General features: G+C 66.5%; 19 protein-coding genes. 4 read left to right on the top strand and 15 right to left on the bottom strand.

The genetic code is table 11. The annotated features are described in order from the left end of the window. The first annotated feature begins 131 nt into the window (after positions 1-131). A complete protein-coding gene (locus HH308_RS04030; protein ID WP_376767159.1) occupies positions 132-866 on the top strand; it encodes a TVP38/TMEM64 family protein in 735 nt (244 codons plus the stop codon). Here HH308_RS04030 and HH308_RS04025 read toward each other — a convergent pair. The 6 genes from HH308_RS04025 to HH308_RS04000 form a co-directional block, all read right to left on the bottom strand. Further along, a complete protein-coding gene (locus HH308_RS04025; RefSeq protein WP_170192882.1) occupies positions 835-1,467 on the bottom strand; it encodes an MspA family porin in 633 nt (210 codons plus the stop codon). The two genes, HH308_RS04030 and HH308_RS04025, sit on opposite strands and share 32 nt — an antisense overlap. A gap of 154 nt (positions 1,468-1,621) precedes the next feature. Beyond that, complete coding sequence (locus HH308_RS04020; RefSeq protein WP_312870351.1) at positions 1,622-2,887, bottom strand: SPFH domain-containing protein; 1,266 nt, start codon at positions 2,885-2,887, stop codon at positions 1,622-1,624. A 62-nt stretch (positions 2,888-2,949) separates the two neighbouring features. Next, complete coding sequence (locus HH308_RS04015) at positions 2,950-3,378, bottom strand: NfeD family protein (protein WP_170192881.1); 429 nt, start codon at positions 3,376-3,378, stop codon at positions 2,950-2,952. 61 nt (positions 3,379-3,439) lie between these two features. Beyond that, entirely contained in the window at positions 3,440-4,345 is a 906-nt protein-coding gene (locus HH308_RS04010; RefSeq protein WP_170192880.1) for a carbohydrate kinase family protein, read from the bottom strand. A 13-nt stretch (positions 4,346-4,358) separates the two neighbouring features. Next, positions 4,359-5,816: a glycoside hydrolase family 32 protein gene (locus HH308_RS04005; protein WP_170192879.1), complete on the bottom strand. Its 1,458-nt coding sequence runs from the start codon at positions 5,814-5,816 to the stop codon at positions 4,359-4,361. Between the two features lie 77 nt (positions 5,817-5,893). Next, complete coding sequence (locus HH308_RS04000; RefSeq protein WP_211188136.1) at positions 5,894-7,189, bottom strand: oligosaccharide MFS transporter; 1,296 nt, start codon at positions 7,187-7,189, stop codon at positions 5,894-5,896. Between the two features lie 214 nt (positions 7,190-7,403). Between HH308_RS04000 and HH308_RS03995 the strand changes: the two genes are divergently transcribed. Then, complete coding sequence (locus HH308_RS03995; RefSeq protein WP_170192878.1) at positions 7,404-8,459, top strand: LacI family DNA-binding transcriptional regulator; 1,056 nt, start codon at positions 7,404-7,406, stop codon at positions 8,457-8,459. Here HH308_RS03995 and HH308_RS03990 read toward each other — a convergent pair. Continuing rightward, complete coding sequence (locus tag HH308_RS03990) at positions 8,429-9,307, bottom strand: DUF3097 domain-containing protein (RefSeq protein ID WP_170192877.1); 879 nt, start codon at positions 9,305-9,307, stop codon at positions 8,429-8,431. The genes HH308_RS03995 and HH308_RS03990 overlap by 31 nt on opposite strands. A 39-nt stretch (positions 9,308-9,346) precedes the next feature. Between HH308_RS03990 and HH308_RS03985 the strand changes: the two genes are divergently transcribed. Further along, positions 9,347-10,207, top strand: a complete 861-nt coding sequence (locus HH308_RS03985; RefSeq protein WP_170192876.1) for an Rv1486c family protein — start codon at positions 9,347-9,349, stop codon at positions 10,205-10,207. Positions 10,208-10,313: 106 nt separating this feature from the next. On the opposite strand, the gene HH308_RS03980 is transcribed toward HH308_RS03985, so the two are convergent. The 8 genes from HH308_RS03980 to HH308_RS03945 form a co-directional block, all read right to left on the bottom strand. Beyond that, positions 10,314-11,369 (bottom strand): ferrochelatase, encoded by a 1,056-nt coding sequence (locus HH308_RS03980; RefSeq protein WP_170192875.1) that lies wholly within the window; start codon positions 11,367-11,369, stop codon positions 10,314-10,316. 4 nt (positions 11,370-11,373) lie between these two features. Then, entirely contained in the window at positions 11,374-12,213 is an 840-nt protein-coding gene (inhA, locus tag HH308_RS03975) for an NADH-dependent enoyl-ACP reductase InhA (protein WP_170192874.1), read from the bottom strand. 43 nt (positions 12,214-12,256) lie between these two features. Continuing rightward, the gene (fabG1, locus tag HH308_RS03970) at positions 12,257-12,994 is read right to left on the bottom strand and encodes a 3-oxoacyl-ACP reductase FabG1 (protein WP_170192873.1); all 738 of its coding nucleotides are present in this window, start codon (positions 12,992-12,994) and stop codon (positions 12,257-12,259) included. A 58-nt stretch (positions 12,995-13,052) separates the two neighbouring features. Continuing rightward, positions 13,053-14,030, bottom strand: a complete 978-nt coding sequence (locus HH308_RS03965; RefSeq protein ID WP_170192872.1) for a VWA domain-containing protein — start codon at positions 14,028-14,030, stop codon at positions 13,053-13,055. 3 nt (positions 14,031-14,033) lie between these two features. Continuing rightward, complete coding sequence (locus HH308_RS03960) at positions 14,034-14,984, bottom strand: DUF58 domain-containing protein (protein WP_170192871.1); 951 nt, start codon at positions 14,982-14,984, stop codon at positions 14,034-14,036. Continuing rightward, the gene (locus HH308_RS03955) at positions 14,971-16,188 is read right to left on the bottom strand and encodes an AAA family ATPase (RefSeq protein ID WP_170192870.1); all 1,218 of its coding nucleotides are present in this window, start codon (positions 16,186-16,188) and stop codon (positions 14,971-14,973) included. Before HH308_RS03955 ends, HH308_RS03960 begins: the two co-directional genes overlap by 14 nt. A gap of 160 nt (positions 16,189-16,348) precedes the next feature. Continuing rightward, positions 16,349-17,845 carry an NlpC/P60 family protein gene (locus tag HH308_RS03950; protein WP_312870348.1) on the bottom strand — a complete coding sequence of 499 codons (1,497 nt, stop codon included), beginning with the start codon at positions 17,843-17,845 and terminating at the stop codon, positions 16,349-16,351. A gap of 261 nt (positions 17,846-18,106) precedes the next feature. Next, entirely contained in the window at positions 18,107-18,841 is a 735-nt protein-coding gene (locus HH308_RS03945) for an Rv1476 family membrane protein (protein WP_170192869.1), read from the bottom strand. Between the two features lie 341 nt (positions 18,842-19,182). On the opposite strand from HH308_RS03945, the gene acnA reads away from it, so the two are divergent. Then, a complete protein-coding gene (acnA, locus tag HH308_RS03940; protein ID WP_312870372.1) occupies positions 19,183-21,984 on the top strand; it encodes an aconitate hydratase AcnA in 2,802 nt (933 codons plus the stop codon). Position 21,985: the final 1 nt, after the last annotated feature.

The following is a 21,985-nucleotide window of genomic DNA, read 5'->3' as shown; positions in this document are numbered from 1 at the left end:
ATGCGCCGCCGATTCACGGCTTTGCGTCCGTGGAGAACCATAGCCGATCGAGCGCTCGGCTGGTGACCCAGGTCTCCTGTGACGTTGTCGACATTTCTGGGGTGTCGGTCACCGTCGGTAGAGTCGTTCGGGTGATCACGCCTCCCGAACCGGCTGCGACCGTCGACGCCCCTGACTCCGGCGTCCGTTCGACGGTGCTGCGCCGCATCATCGTGATCGGTGTGATCATCCTCGGCATCATCGTTGCGACCTATCTGGTTCCGATGCCGTCGATCGACTGGGTCCGCGAATGGCGACTGAGCCTCGGCCCCTGGTTTCCGTGGCTGTTCTTCACCGCCTACGCCGTGGTCACGATGTTCCCGTTTCCGCGTTCGGCGTTCACCGTGATGTCAGGTGTGCTGTTCGGGCCGGTCGTCGGGTTCGTCGGGGCGCTGACGGCGTCGATGATCGCCGCCGTCACCTCGCTGGTGCTGGTCCGCCGCTACGGCCGCGAACGCATCCAGCCGTATCTGCGGACACCCGTCGCGCGCGGCATCGAATCGCGGCTGAGCAGGCGAGGCTGGCTTGCCGTGGGATCCCTGCGACTGATCGCGGCATGTCCGTTCTCGCTGGCCAACTACTGCTCGGCGCTGTCGTCGGTGCGGCTGGTCCCCTACACCGTTGCCACGCTCATCGGGATGGCGCCGGGGACGGCCGCGGTGGTGTTTCTCGGCGACGCGCTGACCGGCTCCCGCAATCCGTGGCTGTTGGCGTTGACGGTGTTCTTCTTCAGCCTCGGGATCGTCGGCCTGGTCCTCGACGCGAAGATGCCGGTGCCCGCCGAAGGCGACTCCGCTACAACCGGTGCGGATCCCCGTACACGCTGAACGTCGAATCGTTGGTCTTCGACGACACGCTCACCGTCACGAAAGTCCGGATCGACGTCGGGCCATAACATCCGTCGGATTTCACGTGCACACCGTCGAAGCTGATGCTCGCCTTCGGCGTCGCGGTGAATTTCTTCGTGCCGAACGGCAGGTCGACGATGGTTCCCGGTTTCAGGGTGGTGCCGACGTTCGGGGTGACCGATACGCCGACGTCGACGGTGGGTGGAATCGACGCGGTGACGTCGGCGTAGGGACCCGCGGACAGTCCGAGGGACAGACCCGAGGAGATGTCGACGTTGCATCCCACCTGCAGGCCCGCGGTGATCGACCCGGAGGTGATCGGCGAACTTCCGTGCCCGGTGACCACCATTCGCCCGGTCAGCGCGACGAACGCTTCGTGCGAGAACTGCGAGCCGTCGAGCGGGGCGACGTCGCGCAGCGATTCGCGAGACTTCGTCGCCGTTACCCGCCAGCCGTCGTCGGTCACCTTGGTGACGGCCCGATCCGCGAACGGATCGGTGCGCGCCTGCGCGATACCCGTCCCCAGCGTCGACGCCGCCACCAGCACAGCGGTAATCGCCGGCACCCATTCTGTACGCATTGACCCGTTTTTCCTTTTCGGTCACTATTCGGTTATTCGTGGCCGATAGTACCGAGGAAAACTGTGAGCCGAATTCGCGAAATCAGCGGGGCGGGAAATCACCGATAAATGCTGTTTTCGCGCTATTCACCACCAGAAATTCACCACCGAGAAATCATCCCTGCGGTCCCCACCCCGGTTCGGTCGAGTGCCGCGGCGGCATGTCCACATACCCCCGATCGGCCGGCGGAATCTGGGCGGGCGACGGCGCGACCGGCGACGCCTGAACCGGCTGCTGCTGTTGGATCGACGGGGTGATGGCGGGCGCCGGCGCGAGCGGAGCGCCGTCCACCGGGGTGCGCGCAACGGCCTCCGCCTCGGCGACGGCGCGGGCGACGGCCGGATCGGGTGACAGCGTGAACCAGTCCTCGGTGTCGGAGTCGTCGACCGGCTCGGCGGGCGTACTCGTCGGCTCATAGCGGAAGACGCCGTCGTCGCCCTGTGCCCCAAAGGATTTCGCGAATCCTTGCAGTGCGGAGCCGAAGTCGGACGGAACCACCCAGACCTTGCTCGCCTCGCCCTTGGCCATCTCCGGCAGCTGCCGAAGGTATTGGTAGGCAAGCAATTCCGGGGTGGGCTTGGCGGCCTTGATTGCGGCGAAGGTCTTTTCGATGGCCTTGGCCTCGCCTTGAGCTCGCAGGAACTGTGCGCCACGATCACCCTGTGCGCGCAGAATGCGCGACTGCCGGTCGGCTTCGGCCGCCAGAATCGCGGCCTGTTTGGCACCCTCGGCCGCGAGGATCTGGCTCTGCTTGCTGCCTTCTGCGGTCTTGATGACCGCCTCCCGCTGGCCTTCGGCGGTCAGGATGATCGCACGCTTCTCGCGGTCGGCTTTCATCTGCTTCTCCATCGATTCCTGGATCGACGGCGGTGGCATGATCGACTTCAATTCGACGCGCGCGACCCGCAGACCCCAGCGGCCGGTCGCCTCGTCGAGCACACCGCGCAGCTGTGCGTTGATGGAGTCGCGGCTGGTCAGCGTCTCTTCCAGAGTCATCCCGCCGACCACATTGCGCAGGGTGGTGATGGTCAGCTGTTCGACGCCGATGATGTAGTCGTTGATCTCGTAGACCGCGGCCTGCGGGTTGGTGACCTGGAAGTAGACGACGGTGTCGATGCCGAGGGTCAGATTGTCCTCGGTGATGACCGGCTGCGGCGGGAACGACACCACCCGCTCACGGATGTCGACGCGTGCGCGGATCCGGTCGATGAACGGCACCAGCAATGTGAGCTGGCCCGACACGGTGCGGGTGTAGCGGCCGAGGCGCTCGATCACCGCGGCTTCGGCCTGCGGAATCAGGGCCACCGACTTGGCCAGGGTCACCACGACGAGCAGCGCCAACAGCACGAGTACCACAAGTACGGCGATTTCGGGTCCCACGGAATCCTCCTCTGAATTGTCGAACTGGGTTCATACGTTGAGGGGCAACGTCTTTGCGCTAGTCAGCAGCGAGCGACGACGGCGGTCGCGCCGTCGATCTGTACGACCATCACCTCGGTGCCGACGTCGAACACCTCGGTCGGATGCTCCGTGCGTGCCGACCAGATCTCACCGCCGATCTTCACCCGGCCGTCGTGGTCGTCGACGCGCTCGAGCACCATCGCCGGTTTCCCGGGCAGCGCCTCCATGTTGGTCAGGATCCTGGGTCGCGTGAGCAGGTGCCGTTTCGCAACCGGCCGCACCGCACCCAGTAGCAGGACCGCTACCGCGGAGAACACGACGAAGTCGATCCACAACGGCGGATCGACCGCAGCGTCCACCCCGGCCGCGGCGAACGCACCTCCGGCGAGCATGAGCAATACCAGCTCGCCGCCGAACATCTCCGCGATGACCAGAACGATTCCGAGAACCACCCACACCAACGCTGACATGAATCCAGCTTGCCACGTTTCGCGGTGCTACCGGTCACAGGTTTTTCGGGACCCGACGTTGTCAGTCCAGTTCGACGACGTCTTCCAACTCGCGCAGCGTCGGCGGATTGGCTCCCGCACGCGAAACGGTAACCGACGCAACGGCAGCCGCGGTCGCAAGCACCCGTCGGACCTGGGCTGACGGCACTGCCGCACCGTCGACGAGCAGCCGATCGCACCCGTTGCGCACCAGGCCGTAGAGCAGCCCCGACATGAACGCGTCGCCCGCACCGATGGTGTCGGCCACCGCGACGCCGCGCGACGGCTCGTGGTATCGCACGCCGTCGACGATGGCGGAGCAACCATCGGCTCCGCGAGTCATCACGACGAACCGCACTCCCGAATCGGATATCGACTGCAGCACAGCGTCGGGCCCGGCGCCCGCGGACAGCCATTCGGCGTCGTCGTCGCTGAGTTTCACCACGTGACAGTCCGCGGCGCACTGCCGGACGCGCTCACGCACCGTTTCGGCTGGGCCCATCACGGCGGGGCGCACATTCGGGTCGAAACTTCGCAGCACGCCGGGTCCCGCACCACGCACCGTCTGGCGCGCGATCGACCCGCCCGGCTCTCGGATAGCTCCGATGGACCCGGTGTGGATCACGCGGGCACCGCCGACGTCGGGTTGCGGGATCGACCATTCCAGGTCGAAGTCATAGGTCGCTCGTCCCTCGGTGTCCAACGTCGCGATCGCACTCGATGTTCGCCCCGAGTCGACGAACCCGTCCCCCAGCGTGACACCCGCGCGCAGCAGATGCTCCACGATCAGGTCACCATAGGGGTCGGCGCCGATCCGGGAGTACAGCGTCGTTGCCAACCCGAGCCGCGCCAGCCCGACGGCGACGTTCAGCGGCGAACCACCCACGTGCGGGCGCGCGTCGACCACATCGATCAGCGCCTCGCCTATCACGGCCACCGAGTGTTCCATCAGCGGTTCCTCCTCAGCTGCACGTCGCGGCGACCGCCGCCGACGTGTCCAGTGTTTCGATCCGAATCGGTGCGCCGCGTCCCGCGATTCGCACCGACGTCGCGCTCAGCGTGCCGAGCAGATCGGTGAGCACCCGGGTTCCGTCGTCGGCGTAGATCTCGATGGCGAGCTCGTCGATCCAGATCGTCAACGAGACGACCGGCGTCGACGCCACCGGCATGCGGTGGACATCGGCGAACCCCTTCGGTAGCCCCTGGGCAACCCCGACGCGGTCGACGATGAGTTCGGCGGACGACGTGTCGTAGGTGAGCGTCACGGTCTGCTCGTCGTCGCCGACGAAGGACACCTCGAATCCGGCGGCGTCGTCGACGTCGACCGCCAGGCGGATGCGGCCCGCCGCCCGGATCGGTACGGTGACGCTGCCGCCGGGGGGGATCACCTCATCGGCGACGCGCGACACCGCGGTCACGGCGGGCACGACGGGGATCTGACGCAGACGCTCGACGCCGTCGATCTCGATCAGCGATAGCCGTCGCGGTAACGTCATCGCGCCCCGTTGCGGCGCATCGGCGTCGACCGGCATCTCCCGCGCGTAGTCCCAATTGGACATCCACGCGATCAGAGTCCGGTGATCGTCGGAGAGGCCGGCGAAGCTCACTCCCGCGTAGCAGTCCCGCCCGTAGTCGAGCCAGCGCAGGCTCCGCATCGCCACGTCGTCGGTCGCGGTGATCGGCGCGACGGGAGTAACCGGGGTGAAGGTGCGCCCGTCGAAGTCGCCGACGAAGTACTGCGTTCCCGAGCCTCCCGCGATACCGCCGGGATTGAGGCTGACCAGCAGGACCCACCGCAGCACACCGGTGTTCTCGACGCGTAGGGCGAAGAGATCGGGGCATTCCCAATCGCCGCCCACCGCTCCGGCAGGACCGAACTCGGACAGCAACTCCCACGACAGTAGATCGTCGGACCGGTAGAACACGACCCTGCGCTCGACCGCCTCGACGGCCAGCATCACCCAATACGACTCGTCCACGCCGTGATAGCGGATCACCTTGGGATCGCGAAAGTGTGGTGAGCCGCGGTCGATCAGCGGATTGTCCTGGAACTTCGTCCAGGACTGCCCGTCGTCGACGCTGTAGGCCAACGACTGGGTCTGCAGGTCCGCGGTCTTCGACATCGACGTGTAGAACGCCACCAGCGCCGGCTTTCCCGGGGCACCGAGCCCGGTGGTGTCGGCATCGTCGACCACCACCGACCCGGAGAACACTTCTTCGTCGTCGTCGAACTCCAACGCGACCGGATGGTCCTCCCACTCCAGCAGGTCGACGCTGGACGCGTGACCCCAACTCAGGTTGGCGTGCTCGACGCCGAGCGGGTTGTACTGGAAGTACAGGTGATATCTGCCGTCGTGGAAGAGCAGACCGTTGGGGTCGTTCACCCAGTTGCGGAGCGGCGCGTAGTGCAGGCTGTTCATGAATCCGTATCTGTGTTCCGGTCGCGGTCAAGGGAGATCGCCCGCCTACGATACTGAAGACGATCGCGGGCCGACGGCTACTCGACCGCCGCGGCTGCGCGTCGTCGTAGCGGATCGCGCACGAAGGGGTCGCCCGCGACCTGCTGGTCGTCGCGTTTGAGCGCGAAGAACGCCCAGACGCCCGCCAGCGCGACTACCCCGGAGATGACGTAGAACGTCGGCTGATATCCGATGGCGTCGCGCAGACTGCCGAACGGACGCGCCAGCACCACATTGCCGACCTGAGCGGACACCTCGAAGCCGACCAGATAGAGCGTCGCCGACAGGTTCGACGGGAAGTGCAGCGTGATGTAGCGGAAGATGCCGAGGATGAACAGCGGCACCTCGATGGAGTGGAACATCTTCACCACCGACACCGCGATGGGATCGCTGAAGACCGCCGAACCGAAGATGCGCACCGCCATCACCGCGACGCCGGCGAGCAGGATGTTGCGCACCCCGACCTTGCGCATCAGGATCGGTACCAGCATCATCATGCCCGCCTCGACGAAGACCTGGATCGAGTTGAGCACGCCGTAGGTTCGCTCGCCAGTGGTCTTCGACGCGAAGAGGTCGGTGTAGAAGTCGGGGAACATCTGCTGGTCGTACAGGTTGTAGAACGTCCAACTGAAGATCACGAAGACGATGATCTGCCACAGGCTCGGCATCTTCAGCACACCGGCGATCTCCCGCAGGCTCGGCGTCGCCGGATGGTCGGTGTGGCCGGGCGCGAGCGGAACCCCGTCGGTCTTCCAGAAGACCTGAACCAGAAGGCAGATGACACCGAGCACGGAACCGCCGATGAAGTTGAACATCGGGTTGACGGTGAAGAGGAAGCCCGCGAAGAGCGCGGCGATAGCGTAGCCGAGCGATCCCCAGCCGCGCGCTTGACCGTACTCGAAGCCGTAGGTGCGGCTCATCCGTTCGGAGAACGCCTCCAGCAGCCCCGCGGCCGCGGTGAAACCGACGGGCAGGAAGATCATGCCGGCCACCACGCCGAGTCCGAAGGCATGCTCGAGAAGCGGCTTGTAGACCAGCAGGACGAACGGCGCCAGGCATGCCATGCCGACCGATGCGACGATCATCAGGTGCCGTTTGAGCGCGAGTTTGTCCTGGATGGTTCCGTACAGGAACATGACGACCAGCGTCGCCATCGAGTTGGCGGAATAGAGGGTGCCGACCTGTGCACCGTTCAGTCCGAGTCCGGCGTCGTCGCTCGTCAGCCAGATCTGGAAGAACGACCACCAGATCCCCCACGATGCGAAGAACAGCATCAGCGTGGCCGAGCTTTGTTGATAGGCGCCGTTGCGGAAGACGGCTTTGTTCATGGCCATGGGCGATGACCTCCGTAGATGTTTCGACGATCGATCGGCGCGGTCGATCGCGTCGAAAGGCTGAACCGATTCAGCAAGGTGCTAAATCCTTTCAGCACCACGAGAATCTAGTAGGGTGATTCACGTCACGTCAAGCCCTCCGGCGAGATGGGATACCGGACACGACCTATCGTCGTGTGGAAAGAACAGCTGCTGAAGACGGGAGACAGGCGGTATGGGCGCTAGAGCAGGACGCCGTCCGACGCTCGCCGACGTCGCCGAGCGGGCGGGAATGTCGAAGGCGGCGGTGAGCATGGTCCTCAACGACCGGCCCGACTCCCGCCTGTCCGCCGACGCCGCCGATCGCATCAGAGCCGCGGCCGACGAACTCGGATATCGCCCGAACCCGGCGGCGCAGAGCCTCCGGCTGGGCAAGACGCGGACCATCGGCTTCGTCTCCGACGAGGTCACCGTCACGCGATTCGCGTCCGGAATGATCCGGGGGGTGCTCGACGCCGCCCGCGAGCACGGCTACACCGTGCTGATGTCGGAGACCGCGGGCGGTCACGACCTGAGCGACGCCGTGCAGTCGATGACCGACCGCCGCGTCGACGGCCTGCTCATCGGTTTGATGGCGGCCCGGTTGATCGACGTCCCCGCGGTCCCGGCCGGTCTGCCACTGGTGCTGGTCAACGGGATCTCCCCGGACGGCCACGCCAGTGTGCTCCCCGACGAGCGCGTAGCGGGCGAAGACGTCGCGCACCACCTCCTCGACCGCGGCCACCGCGAGATCGGCATCATCGGCGACCTCCCCGATGTCGCAAGCGACCCGCGTCGATCAGCGACCATCGCCGAGCGATTCGACGGAATCACCAAGACGCTCGCCGGCGCCGGCGTAGACGCCATCCGGCTCGACGTCAGCGCATGGCAGCCCGGCGTCGGCTACGACAGCACGTGCCGACTGCTCGACGCACACCCCGGGCTGACCGCTCTGATCGCGGGCAACGACAGTGTCGCGTTCGGGATCTACCAGGCGCTGACCGAACGGGGACTGCGCGTCGGCCACGACGTCTCGGTGATCTCGTTCGACGACGACGAGTTCGCGGCGTACCAGCGGCCGGGGCTCACCACGGCGCGCCTGCCCTACGAGGAGATGGCCAAGTGCGGCGTCGACATGCTGCTCGGTCGACGCGGGCCGGGGCAGGCGCGGATCGCGATGCCGCTCATCGTTCGCGATTCGGTGCGCGACCTCGGCGGCGCCTACGCATCTCCCGGTGCGGCCGTCACGTAGTCGATGAGCTCCTCGACGCATCGCAGCAGCGGAACTTCGATGTCTTTGTAGCTCGACACTCCGGCCAGCACCCTTCGCCAGCCGTCCTGCGGTGTCCCCCAACCCAATTCGTCGCAGATGCCGGTCTTCCAGTCGGTGCCGCGCGGGATCGTCGGCCAAGCGCGGATCTTGACCGACGCCGGCTTCACCGCCTCCCAGACGTCGATGTAGGGATGACCGGTGACGAGGACGTTGTCGGGTAGTCGCTGAGTCAGCCGCGCCTCTTTCGACCCGGCGACGAGGTGGTCCACCAGCACACCGGCCCGACGATGCGGCGCGGGACCGAACTCGGCGAGTGCGGCGTCGAGATTGTCCAGGCCGTCCAGACTCACCACGACCACTCCTTCGGCCCGCAGGTCATCACCCCACACCCGCTCGACCAGCGTGGCGTCGTGCACGCCTTCGACGAACAGGCGGCTCGCCCGGGCCGTCCGGGCCCGCTGCGTCGGCGCGATCCGCGATCCCGACGCGGTGCGCGTCGGAACGGGTTGGCGCGCTTGGGCCGCGGGTCGTTTCAGGGTGACCGGCTCGCCGTCGACCAGGAAGGCGCCCTTGCGCATGGCGAAGATCCGGGTCTGGCCACGACGATCCTCCAACCGCACGAACAGCCCGTCGTAGCTCTTCTCGAATCCGACTACGGCGCCGCAGTACCCCGACGCCGCGTCTTCGACGACGGTCCCGTGCTCGGCGACGAGCATCGGCGGATCGTTGCGCTGGCGTCGCTGGGCACTGGAACTGGGGCTCGACGACGACAGAACGTCGCGTCCGTAGCGGTCGTCGAAGCTGCGATGCGGAGGAAGGTCGGGCACGGAGGATCACACTAATCGGCGGGGTAAACTACTCCAACGATGACTCGCTCCAATACTTCTGAAACTTCATCACATCTACGCCCTACGGCCGCACTCGGCGCCTGGGCAGCCGCATGGCTCGCGGGTACCGTCCCGGCCGACGCCGTCCTCGACACGCTGGCCGACATCGCGCCCCGCCACCGGTTCATCACCGACGTCGACGATCCCGCCGATGATCCGATGGCCGCCGGGGACACCGGCACCGCCGAGATGCTCGCAGTGCTGAAAACGGCGACCTTCATCGAGCTCCGGCTGCCCGCCCCCGGCGACCCGCACGGCCTCCCGCCGGGCGATGTCACCCGCCAGATCTTGCGTTCCGGCGAGGTGCTGTTGCTCACGACGCCCGACGACGACGCCCCGACCCTGCTGTTCCCGGGGCGCCCGGGCACCGGGAGCCTGCGAGCGGGCCCATTCGGTGCCACCGGTGACCAATTCTGTTGGAACATAGCCCAATTCGAGGTGCCCGCAGCGCCGCTGACCGATTACAGCGTGGGTGCGGCGGCCCGCGATCTCAAAGAGGCCACCCGCACCGCGGCCGACGTGCTCAGCGACCTGCCGTCGATGTCGTCGGGGACCAAAGACACCTTGCGCCTCGAACTCGCCGCGGCCACCGAGCGTCGGACCGTGACGCTGCCCCCGCATGACGGCACCCGCGCCGACAATCTGCTCGCTTCGGCGGCACGTATCGACGCCATCCTCGACGTCGCCACCGCACGCGGTGCGACGTTCGGCCTCACCGCCCGTCAAGGTGAGGGTGGCGACGCCCAGATCCGAGAACTGCGCGCGATCACTCGCCGCGCGGTGACGGTCGGCGTCAACGCATTGATCGTGGAGATCCTGGGTCCGCCCGACACGCAATAGCCGACTGTGTGGCAACGTCGACAGGCCCCGCACTTGCCGACATTCCCAACGCCTGACGGCCGTGGGGAATGACCCCGAGTGCGGGTCTGTGTGCGCTGCGTGCGCGTCAGTCGGCCGGACGCGGTCTGCGCACCGACGCCCGGCAGCACTTCCCACCGGCGCAGTACACCCCGTTGTCACCCACACCGAGCGGAACATCCTGCGGCACAACGCCGTCGCGGTACTGTTCGATCAAGTCGACGGCCATCTCGATGAACCGCGGATCGGTCCCCACCGAGTCGGCGCGGACGTATTCGAGCCCCAACTCCGCAGCCTTCTCCCGGGCCTCGTTGTCGAGGTCCCACACGACTTCGAGATGGTCGGAGACGAATCCGATCGGACTCACGATCACCGACCGAACACCTTGTGCGGCAAGGTCTTCGAGGTGATCGACGATGTCGGGCTCCAGCCACGGTACCTGCGGCGGACCCGACCGCGACTGCCACACCTGGTCGAATTCGGCGAAACCGGCCGCCGCGGCGGCGCGCTCCGACGCCGCGCGCACCTGCCGACTGTAGAGCCGCCCCTGCGCCGGCGGCCCCGAATCACGGTCGGCCGCATCGGGAATCGAGTGCGCGGTGAACACCAGCCGGGGTTGCGACTCCCCCGACAACGACGCCGCCGCCCGGCGCACCGCGTCGCCCGCGGCGTCGACGAACAGCGACTCGTGCCAGTACTGCGGCAGCTTGCGCAGCACCATCTGCGACGCCGCTTCGGGTTCCAGCGACGCCAGCGCCCCGGCGATGTCCTCGTGGTACTGGCCGCAGCCGGAGTAGCCGCCCCACGCCGACGTCGGGAACACCAGGACGCGACGATGCCCGGCGTCGTATATCTGCGCCAGCGTGTCGGCGATCATCGGATGCCAGTTGCGATTTCCGAAGAAGACCGGCAGGTCGATTCCGCGTGCCGCCAATTCGTCGCGAATCGACGAGATCATCGCCGAGTTCAGCGCGTTGATCGGCGACACCCCGCCGAAGTGCAGGTAGTGCTGGGCCACCTCGTCGAGCCGTTCGGGCGGTACTCCCCGACCCCGCGTGACGTTCTCCAGGAACGGTCGCACGTCGTCGGGCTTGTCGGGGCCGCCGAACGACAGGAACAGTACGGCGTCGAACTCCAGACCCAAGATCCTAGGCCTGATCCAGGAATGTGTCGGGGAACCAGGTGTTGTGGCTCGCGCCGCCGTCGACGTAGACGATCGAACCGGTGGTCGCCGGCAGGAAGTCGGAGAGCAGCGCGCACACGCTGGTGCCCACCACACCCGGGTTATCCACGTTCCAGCCGATCGGCGACGCCCCGTCCCAGTACTCGTTGAGCATGTTCAGCTTCTTGGCGTCGTCGGTGGCGGTACCCGAAATGGCCTTGGCGGCAAGGGTCTTGATCGGTCCGGCGGCCACCAGGTTGGAGCGGATCTTCTTGGCGTAGCCCACTTCGCGAGCGACGTAGCGGTTCACCGACTCCAGCGCGGCCTTCGCGACGCCCATCCAGTTGTAGTCGGGCAACGCGGTGCGCGGGTCGAAGTCCATGCCGACGATCGAGCCGCCCTCGTTCATGACCGGAAGCACGGCGCGGGCCAGCGAGGCATAGCTCCACGCGGAGATCTCGAACGACTTCGCGACGTCGGGGCCGGGGCCTTCGAGGAACGGCAGGGCGTCGGGGCCCATCAGGGTACGCGGCGCGAACGCGATGGAGTGCACCACGCCGTCGATGCCCTCCGGTGCCAGTTCGCGGATCTTGTCGGCCAGCGCACCGAGGTACTCCTCGTCGGTCACGTCGAGCGGGATCGCCGGCGGCACCTCCTGCGGCAGTCGCTTGGCGATGCGGTCGATCAGTCGCAGGCGCTCGGGGATGCCGGTGATGATCACCTTGGCGCCCTGCTCCTGCGCGACCTTCGCCGCATGGAAGGCGATTGAGGCGTCGGTGATGATGCCGGTGATGAGTACGGTCTTGCCGTCGAGAATGCCGGTCACAAATGCTCCTGAAGTCGGGGTTGGAGAAGAAGATTGCTGGGTGTCAGTGGCCCATGCCCATGCCGCCGTCGACCGGCAGCACCGCACCGGTGATGTATCCGCCCTGGTCGGAGGCCAGGAAGCTGATCGCCGCCGCGACGTCCTCGGGCTTTCCGGTGCGACCCAGCGGAATTGCCTGCTTGGCCATCTCGATGTACCGGTCCTCCATCGCAGCGGTCATGTCGGTCTCGATGAAGCCCGGCGCCACGACGTTGGCGGTGATGTTGCGCGAACCCAGTTCGCGGGCGATCGAACGAGCCAGTCCGATGAGGCCGGCCTTGGAGGCCGCGTAGTTGGCCTGCCCGGGAATCCCCGACGTCGCGACGACCGATCCCAAGAAGATCATGCGGCCCCACTTGGCGCGCTGCATGCCCTTCGTCGCGACTTTGGCGCACCGGAACGCACCGGTCAGGTTGGCGTCGATCACGTTGGAGAAACTCTCCTCGGACAGCCGCATCAAGAGCATGTTGTCGGTGATGCCCGCATTCGCGACCAGCACCTCGACCGGACCCTGATGCTCGGCGACCTCGGCGAACGCCCGCTCGACCGACTCCGTGTCGGTGACGTCGCACTGAACGCCGAACAACCCCTCGGGTGCACCCGACCCGCGATGGGTGACCGCCACCTTGTGTCCGTCGGCGGCCAGGCGCTGCGCGACGGCCAGGCCGATGCCGCGGTTGCCGCCGGTGACGAGCACGGAGCGAGACTTCTGGGCGGGGGTGTCGGAGTTTGCTTGCGCCATAGTCGAAGAACCTATCGATAGTCGGGGTCGGATCCAACGCCGCGTCGGCGCGAGACACTCACGGCAGTCGGCGGTTGAGCGTCAACGCCAGTGCGGCGGAGAGAACGGCAAGCAGGCTACCCCAAATCAGCCACGGCCTCGAATTGTCGCCGCGTCGGATCTCGTAACCGATCTTCTTCTGCAGGTCGGCGTACACCTGGTTGAGCTCGTCGAGGCTCGACGCGGTGAAGAACGATCCGTGGGCCAGACTCGCGATCTTCTTCAGCGACGCATCGTCGACGGGGACCGGGATCTGCTCGCCTTCGAGCGTCACGGTGCCGGTCAGCGTGCCGAACGAGATCGTCGACACCGGGATCTTCTCCTCGGCCGCCTTGCGCGCCGCAGTGAATCCGCCACGCGGATCGTCGAGGCTGTCCGGGACGGTCTGCTTGCCGTCGGACATCATCACGATGTGCGCGGGCGGTGCCGCGGCGTCACCGCCGAGGACCGCGTTGAGCGTCTTGATCTGCTGGATCGCGGCGAAGATGCCCTCGCCGGTCGCCGTCTTGTCGGCCAGCTGCAGCTTGTCGATGGCCACCTTCGTGGCGTTGTGGTCGGGCGTGGGCGAGACCAGCGTCGACGCCGTGCCGGCGAACGAGATGAGCCCCAGGTTGATCCCGTCGGTGAGGTCGTCGGCGAACTTCTTGGCCGCCGCCTGGGCGGCCTTGATGCGGGTCGGCGCGACGTCGGTGGAGTTCATCGACCGCGAGACGTCGATGACCAACATCACCGTCGCCTTGTTGCGCGGAACCTTGCGGTCGGCCTGCGGACCGGCCATCGCGACGGTCAGCAACACCAACGCGACCAGCAACACCGCGATCGGGACGTGCTCGAACCTGTTGCGCTTGGGTGGGGCGACCTTGTTGAGGAGATCGAGGTTGGCGAAGCGGTAGGCGCGCTGTTTGCGGGCCCGGATGATGTAGGCGTAGAAGACCCCGAGGCCGATGACTACCAGAATGAACAGCAGGTACCACGGGTTGGAGAAGAACGACGACATGCCTCAGCCCACCCCGGCGGCCAGGCCGCGCCGACGCTGCGCCACGAACCGCACGGTGTCGCTGATCCAGTCGCGGTCGGTGCGCAGGGTCAGCGTCGGCCCGCCACAACTGCGGAATTCGCGCTGGACCTTCTTCGAATGCTCGTGGGCCGCGGCCGAGAAGTCACGACGTACCGCGTCGGTGAGCACGACGTCGCGGACTTCGCCGGACTCGGCGTCGGCGAGCCGGATCTCCCCGACGTCGGGCAGGTCGAGGTCGCGCGGATCGAGAATTTCGACGCCGAGCAATTCGTGATGTCCGCCGAGCGCGCGCAACGGTCGGTCCCAGGTGATCGGACCGAGGAAGTCGCTGATCACGACGACCAGCCCGCGCCGACGCTCCGGCCTGCGCAGAGCTTCGAGACCCTCCCGCAGGTCACCGCGGACGTGATCGCCGGTGCGACGGGTGGTGGCGATCGTCTTCAGCAGGTTCTGCGCATGCGCCCGCCCGCCGCGCGCGGGCACGCGGACCACCTTGTCGCCGGTGATGATGACCGCACCGATCCGGTTGCCGCCGCCCGCGGTGAGATGCACCATCGCCGCCGATGCCGCGACCGCTAGATCGCGTTTCGTGCAGTTCACGGTGCCGAAGTCGAGGCTCGCCGATACGTCGACGAGCAGCCAGGTCTCCAACTCACGGTCGGCGATCATCTGGCGCACGTGCGGTTGGGTGGTACGCGCGGTCACCGACCACTCCATCCGCCGGATGTCGTCGCCGGGCTGGTAGCCACGGGCCTCCCCCGGCTCCGATCCCGGACCGGGGATCAGCCCGAGATGTTCGCCCTGCAGCACACCGTCGAGCTTGCGGCGAACCGTCAACTCCAGGCTCTTGAGCGCAGCGGTCAGCTTCGGATCTTCCAGCAGCCCCGCGCCGAACGACGGAAGTTGGCTGTTCGCCTCCCTAGCGTCCGGCATTGTTTCCCGGAGCGGTGAAACCGGACGGGCGGCCTACTTGATTCGCCACGTGATTCGACGGTGCGACGGCGGGCTGCTGCGGGAACTGCTGTTGCGCAACGTGCTGCGGGTTCGCCGACGGGGTCACCGCTGCCGCCGGCTGAGCCTGCGGCGTCGGGTAGCCGGGCGTCACGGCCTGCGCGCTCACCTGCGGCAGACCGATCGTCTGCAGCACCCGGGTGATCACCTGGTCGGCGTCGACGTTGTCGGCGAGGGCGTCGTAGCTCAGGACCAGGCGGTGGCGCAGAACGTCGGGCACGATCTCCACGACGTCCTGCGGAATCACGTAGTCGCGCCCGCGGACCAGCGCCAACGCGCGCGACGCCGCGACGATGCCCAGCGTGGCACGCGGTGAGGCGCCGTAGGACAGCCACGATGCGACGTCGGCCAGCCCGACCTCGCCGGGGCGCCGGGTCGCGTTGATGACGCGCACCACATAGTCGACGAGAGCGTGATGGACGAAGACATTCGCCGCGGTGTCCTGCAGGCGCAGCATCGCAGCGGGATCGAGGACCTGCGACGCGGTGGGCGGCTTGTTGCCCATCCGGTACACGATCTCGCGCTCTTCCTCGACCGACGGATAGTCGACGTGCACCTTGAACAGGAAGCGGTCGCGCTGCGCCTCGGGCAGCGGATAGACGCCTTCGTTCTCGATCGGGTTCTGTGTGGCCATGACGAGGAACGGATCGGGCATCGGGTAGGTGATGCCGCCGATCGACACATGCCGTTCAGCCATCACCTCGAGCAGCGCCGACTGCACCTTGGCCGGCGCACGGTTGATCTCGTCGGCGAGCAGGAAGTTCGCGACGACGGGGCCCAGTTCGGTGTCGAACTCCTCTTTGCCCTGCCGGTAGATGCGGGTACCGATGAGGTCGGTCGGGACGAGGTCGGGGGTGAACTGGACGCGCGAGAAGGTACCGCCGACGACCGTCGCGAAGGTCTCCACCGCGAGCGTCTTGGCGACGCCGGGCACGCCTTCGAGCAGGATGTGACCGCGGGCGAGCAGACCGACGAGAATGCGCTCGACGAGCTGGTCCTGCCCGACGATGACTCGCTTGACCTCGTAGGTCGCCCGCTCGAGCAGCTTGACGTCGGCATCGCTGAGCTTGGCCGGGCCCGCCGATACTGAGGTGGTCGTGCCTGCGGCCGGTGACGGTGAAGTCAAAACCCTTTACTCCCCTGTTGTGGAAATCGTATGAGAACTCGTTGTGGCGACGAAAGTGCGATCGCGTCCACACTAGTCGCGCCCATTCGACGGTGCGAGCACCGGTCACATGTTCAAACGAGCTTCACAGGTACGACCGGACCACGCCCTGAGTCCAGCCTTACCAGAGCCGCACGACGTTGGGCATCGCACCGTCGGTGCGCAGCGGCGAGATCTTGACGACGTCGCCGGAGTTCGGTGCCTCGACCATCTTGTTGTCGCCGAGGTAGAGGGCGACGTGTTCGCTGGCGTTGGCACCGTAGAAGATCATGTCGCCGCGCGCGATCTGCGACAACGGGACCTGCGGGCCGGAGGTGTACTGGTAGCCGGTGTAGTGCGGAAGGTCGTAGCCGATGCCGGCGAAGGCGTAGATCATCAGACCCGAGCAGTCGAAACCGATTTTGTTGTAGTCGCCGTGCGCGTCGGCCTCACCGCCGTCGCGAATACCCCGGGTGGGCCCGTTCGCGTCGCCGCCGCCCCACGCGTAGGGCATGTTCAGCTGCGACAACGCCCGGTTGACGACGACTTCGACGGCTTGCGGCCCGCGCAGACCCGGCTGCACCTGTCCACCGCCGCCGGAACTGCCGAACAGGCTGCCGAGCGAACCGGATCCCAGCTTCGACAACGATCCGTTCGATCCCGAGCCGGTCAGGTCACTGCCGCCGATACCGAGTTCGTCGAGAAGTTGCGAGTGCGGCAGCTGCTGCTGGCCGACGAGTGCGGCGAGGAGCTTCTGCCCGACGTCGACCGCCAATTTCGCGGCCGCCTCGACGGCGAGCTGCGCGGCGTCGTCGCCGCCCGCGACGGGAATGCCTGGCGGCAGTTTGGGGATGATCGGCGCGTCGACCTTGGTGGTCGGGACCCCCTTGAGGATATTGAGCCGACGCTGGGCGGCGTTGCGGTTGACGACGAGCTGTTGGCGACGCGTCTGCTCCGCGCTGACAGCCTGTCGCGCCTGCCCGATCGCGAGCAATGCATCGGATTTGCGCGTCGCGGCACCCTTGGTCGCCGAGACTGCTTGTCGCCGTGCGGCTTCCACGGCTGCGACGCGGTTGGCCTGCTGATTGCGGGCGACGCGCAGCTTCACGATCGTGGCCTGCTGCTGCTGGGCGAGGCGGTCACCGACGGTCGCTCGATCCATCACCTTCGACGGATCGTCGCCGGAGACATAACTGCGCAACGACGACGGATTGCCGCCCTTGCGGTAGATCGAGCGCGCGAGGCGATTGAACTTCGCCTGTGCCGAGGCGACGGCGACGTCGGCGTCGGTGAGTGACTTCTTGGCGCCGCGCGCGGCGATCGTCGCCAGCCGCTGAGCGGCGATGGCGTTCTGGTAGTCGACCAGTGCGCGGTTGACGTTCTCCTGCTTGATCGCGACGTCCTGATCGAGGTCGGCCAGGTTCTGATTGGCCTGCGCGATCAAGTTGACCAGCCCGGCCACCGAGTTGGTGTCGGACTTCTTCGGTGCCGCGTCGGCCTGTGCCGCCCCGACGATCACCGCCAGCGCCAGGACCGCGATCGTCGTCAGCCGGCGCGCCCACGGGGCACCGACGGTGCGCCGGCGAGCGGGCACGCTGAGGCCGGCGGTCCCAGTAGCCCGAGTGTCGGCTCGATTCACGGATACTCCTCGCAGGTCGCGTCGCAGAAAACCAGTCTCATGATTCACTTCAGCCACAACTGACCCCTGTGTCTCATAGACGACAAGAGAACCGTACGTCACTGCCGGAACATTCCGAAACTCCAGTAACAGAATTACAAAGGTGTGATTACCTGCGTCAATGCCGTGAACAGCAGGAAAGACCTGCGATATGCGCAGGTCTCAAATTTGCAACGATGTCCGGGCGGCGCGCCATCGCGCGGTCACCGCCCGCCGTCGCACTCAGGAGGCGTCAGCCGACGACTTCTCCGCGTCCGTTCCCGCCCCGCCCGACGACTCTTCCGATTCGCCGTCGACGACCGGCTCCGACGTCGTCGCCGAATCCCCGGCGTCGGCGTTGCGATCAGCCCGGCGCCGCTGCATCAAGCGCCCGACGACGGCTCCGACGATCACCACGAACATCAGCATCAACGTGATCGCGGTCCAGTTGGTGCTGGGCGTGAGCAGGTCGTCGACCATGTGCCGGGCGGCCTGCGGCGGGTTGCTGAGCGTGAGGTTGTTCTGCGCGGCCTCTTCCTGGTCGACGCGCGAGAAGTCGGGGCCCTGGCTGCCGACGGCGTTGGGACCGAGCACGATGACCGTTCCGCCGGTGCTCGACTGCAGTTCGATCGCGACGTCGCGGTAGTAGGTGAACTTGGCCTGCTTGTCGGTCAACACCACGAACTTGAAGTCGTGGCCGCGCGAATGTCCGTACGCCACCACGTCCTTCAGGGCAGCCACCTGATCGGAGGGAGCCGAGACGCCGGTGCTCAGCAGATCCTTGCGGATCGCAGCGATGTCGATACCGGCCGGCACCGGTGACCCGTAGGGAATCTTCGACGGCACCGACGAGTCGGTGGCCGGCGTCGGCGAACCGTCGGGCGCGACGCCCGGGGTCGTCGTCGGCGAATCCGTCGGGTCGGCCAGATGTGTCACCGAGGCCCCCACACGTCCGATAACGATGGGTTCAGGACTCATTGACGACACCTTTCCTCACGGCTCGACGACGCGCGAATTCCAACCGAACCCGCCCACATGAACGGCCAACGACAAGATCTCCCGTTGGCCGACGTATGGCTGCACATTACGACACAATGGGCCCGGGGAGAGAATTCGCGCCCGCCGGTAAAGCATGCCGTGGACGGCGCGGCCACCCGGAGGTGGTAACAGTACGCTCGTACTGTTAGACTGAACGGCGTCGCGTCAAGAGTTTTCTTCGACGCCACACCGAAAGGTCGCCGACTCAGCCCCGACAGACCTTGCAGGCCACGAACCGGTAGTAAATCGCCGACACCCAGCCCGTCGGCAAGAGGAGATGCATACACGTGAGTAACGATTCATTTGGCGCCCGCGGCACACTTGAGGTAGGCGACAATTCCTACGAGATCTTCCGTCTGAGCGCGGTGCCCGGCACCGAGAAGCTCCCCTACTCGCTCAAGGTGCTCGCCGAGAATCTCCTCCGCACCGAAGACGGCGCGAACATCACCAAAGAACACATCGAGGCCATCGCCAACTGGGATCCGACCGCCGAGCCGAGCATCGAGATCCAGTTCACCCCCGCCCGCGTGATCATGCAGGACTTCACCGGCGTTCCCTGCGTCGTCGACCTCGCCACCATGCGTGAGGCCGTCACCGCACTCGGCGGCGACCCCAACAAGGTCAACCCGCTCTCGCCCGCCGAGATGGTCATCGACCACTCTGTCATCCTCGACGTCTTCGGCACCGCCGACGCCTTCGACCGCAACGTCGAGCTGGAATACCAGCGCAACGCCGAGCGCTACCAGTTCCTGCGCTGGGGCCAGGGCGCTTTCGACGACTTCAAGGTCGTCCCGCCGGGCACCGGCATCGTCCACCAGGTCAACATCGAATACCTGGCCCGCACCGTGATGGTTCGCAACGGGCAGGCCTACCCCGACACCTGTGTCGGCACCGACTCGCACACCACCATGGAGAACGGTCTGGGCGTTCTCGGCTGGGGCGTCGGCGGCATCGAGGCCGAGGCGGCCATGCTGGGCCAGCCCGTGTCGATGCTGATCCCGCGCGTCGTCGGCTTCAAGCTCACCGGCGAGATCAACCCGGGCGTCACCGCGACCGACGTCGTGCTCACCGTCACCGACATGCTGCGCCAGCACGGTGTGGTCGGCAAGTTCGTCGAGTTCTACGGCGAGGGCGTCGCCGAGGTGCCGCTGGCCAACCGCGCCACCCTGGGCAACATGAGTCCCGAGTTCGGCTCCACCTGCGCGATCTTCCCGATCGACGGTGAGACCATCAACTACCTGCGCCTGACCGGCCGCGACGACGATCAGCTCGCGCTGGTCGAGGCCTATGCCAAAGAGCAAGGCATGTGGCACGACTCCTCGCGTGAACCGGAATTCTCCGAGTACCTCGAACTCGATCTGTCGACCGTCGTTCCGTCGATCGCCGGCCCGAAGCGTCCGCAGGACCGCATCCTCCTCTCGGAGAGCAAGATCGCGTTCCGCAAGGACATCCACAACTACGTCGAGGAGCAGCACCCCACTCCGGAGACCAAGCTCGACGAGGCCATCGAGGAGTCTTTCCCGGCGTCGGATCCGGTATCGCTGTCCTTCGCCGACGACGGCGCGGTCCGGGTCGAGTCGGCGGCCAATGGCGCCGACGGCCGTCCGAGCAAGCCGATCCGGGTGACCGGTGAACGCGGTGACTTCATCCTCGATCACGGCGCGGTCGCCGTCGCGGGTATCACCTCGTGCACCAACACCTCCAACCCGTCGGTGATGATCGGTGCGGCACTGCTCGCCCGCAACGCGGTCGAAAAGGGCCTGAGCTCCAAGCCGTGGGTCAAGACCAACATGGCACCGGGCTCGCAGGTCGTCACCGACTACTACGAGAAGGCAGGCCTCTGGCCCTACCTGGAGAAGCTCGGCTTCTACCTCGGCGGTTACGGCTGCACCACCTGCATCGGCAACACCGGCCCGCTGCCCGACGAGATCAGCAAGGCCGTCAACGACAACGACCTCACCGTCACCGCGGTGCTGTCGGGCAACCGTAACTTCGAGGGACGCATCTCCCCCGACGTCAAGATGAACTACCTGGCCTCGCCGCCGCTGGTCATCGCCTACGCACTGGCCGGCACGATGGACTTCGACTTCGAGACCGACTCGCTCGGCACCGACACCGACGGCAACGACGTCTTCCTCAAGGACATCTGGCCGTCGCCGCAGGAGATCGACGACACCATCAAGAACGCGATCAGCCAGGACATGTTCCGCAAGTCCTACGCCGACGTGTTCAAGGGCGACGAGAACTGGCGCAACCTGTCCACCCCGGACGGCGACACCTTCGAGTGGAGCGACGACTCCACCTACGTCCGCAAGGCGCCGTACTTCGACGGCATGACGATGGAGACCACCCCGGTCACCGACATCAAGGGCGCTCGCGTGCTCGCCAAGCTGGGCGACTCGGTCACCACCGACCACATCAGCCCGGCCGGCCCGATCAAGCCGGGCACCCCGGCCGCGCAGTACCTCGACAGCCACGGCGTCGCCCGCAAGGACTACAACTCGCTGGGCAGCCGCCGCGGCAACCACGAGGTGATGATCCGCGGTACCTTCGCGAACATCCGTCTGCGTAACCAGCTGCTCGACGACGTCTCGGGCGGCTACACCCGCGACTTCACCCTCGACGGCGGACCGCAGTCGTTCATCTACGACGCCTCGCAGAACTACCAGGCCGCGGGCATTCCGCTGGTCGTGCTGGGCGGCAAGGAGTACGGCTCGGGCAGCTCGCGTGACTGGGCCGCCAAGGGCACCGTCCTGCTGGGCGTGAAGGCCGTCATCACCGAGTCCTTCGAGCGCATCCACCGCTCGAACCTCATCGGCATGGGCGTCATCCCGCTGCAGTTCCCGGAGGGCGAGAGCGCTGATTCGCTCAAGCTGACCGGTACCGAGACCTTCGACATCACCGGCATCGAAGAGCTCAACGACGGCACCACACCGGAGACCGTGCACGTCACCGCGACCAAGGAAGACGGCTCGACTGTCGAGTTCGACGCCAAGGTCCGCATCGACACCCCCGGTGAAGCCGATTACTACCGCAACGGCGGCATCCTGCAGTACGTTCTGCGCAACATGCTGAAGAGCTAAC

Source organism: Gordonia asplenii (assembly GCF_012933505.1).
GTDB classification, from domain to species: domain Bacteria; phylum Actinomycetota; class Actinomycetes; order Mycobacteriales; family Mycobacteriaceae; genus Gordonia; species Gordonia asplenii.
The sequence above is the reverse complement of the archived record's forward strand: the minus strand, read 5'-3'. Positions and strand labels throughout refer to the sequence as shown.

Coding starts and splice junctions, on each gene's coding strand:
- HH308_RS04025 (WP_170192882.1), bottom strand. CDS start 1,467: ATGCGTACAGAATGGGTGCCGGCGATTACCGCTGTGCTGGTGGCGGCG.
- HH308_RS04015 (WP_170192881.1), bottom strand. CDS start 3,378: ATGTCAGCGTTGGTGTGGGTGGTTCTCGGAATCGTTCTGGTCATCGCG.
- HH308_RS04010 (WP_170192880.1), bottom strand. CDS start 4,345: ATGGAACACTCGGTGGCCGTGATAGGCGAGGCGCTGATCGATGTGGTC.
- HH308_RS04005 (WP_170192879.1), bottom strand. CDS start 5,816: ATGAACAGCCTGCACTACGCGCCGCTCCGCAACTGGGTGAACGACCCC.
- HH308_RS04000 (WP_211188136.1), bottom strand. CDS start 7,189: ATGGCCATGAACAAAGCCGTCTTCCGCAACGGCGCCTATCAACAAAGC.
- HH308_RS03995 (WP_170192878.1), top strand. CDS start 7,404: ATGGGCGCTAGAGCAGGACGCCGTCCGACGCTCGCCGACGTCGCCGAG.
- HH308_RS03985 (WP_170192876.1), top strand. CDS start 9,347: ATGACTCGCTCCAATACTTCTGAAACTTCATCACATCTACGCCCTACG.
- fabG1 (WP_170192873.1), bottom strand. CDS start 12,994: ATGGCGCAAGCAAACTCCGACACCCCCGCCCAGAAGTCTCGCTCCGTG.
- HH308_RS03965 (WP_170192872.1), bottom strand. CDS start 14,030: ATGTCGTCGTTCTTCTCCAACCCGTGGTACCTGCTGTTCATTCTGGTA.
- HH308_RS03960 (WP_170192871.1), bottom strand. CDS start 14,984: ATGCCGGACGCTAGGGAGGCGAACAGCCAACTTCCGTCGTTCGGCGCG.
- HH308_RS03945 (WP_170192869.1), bottom strand. CDS start 18,841: ATGAGTCCTGAACCCATCGTTATCGGACGTGTGGGGGCCTCGGTGACA.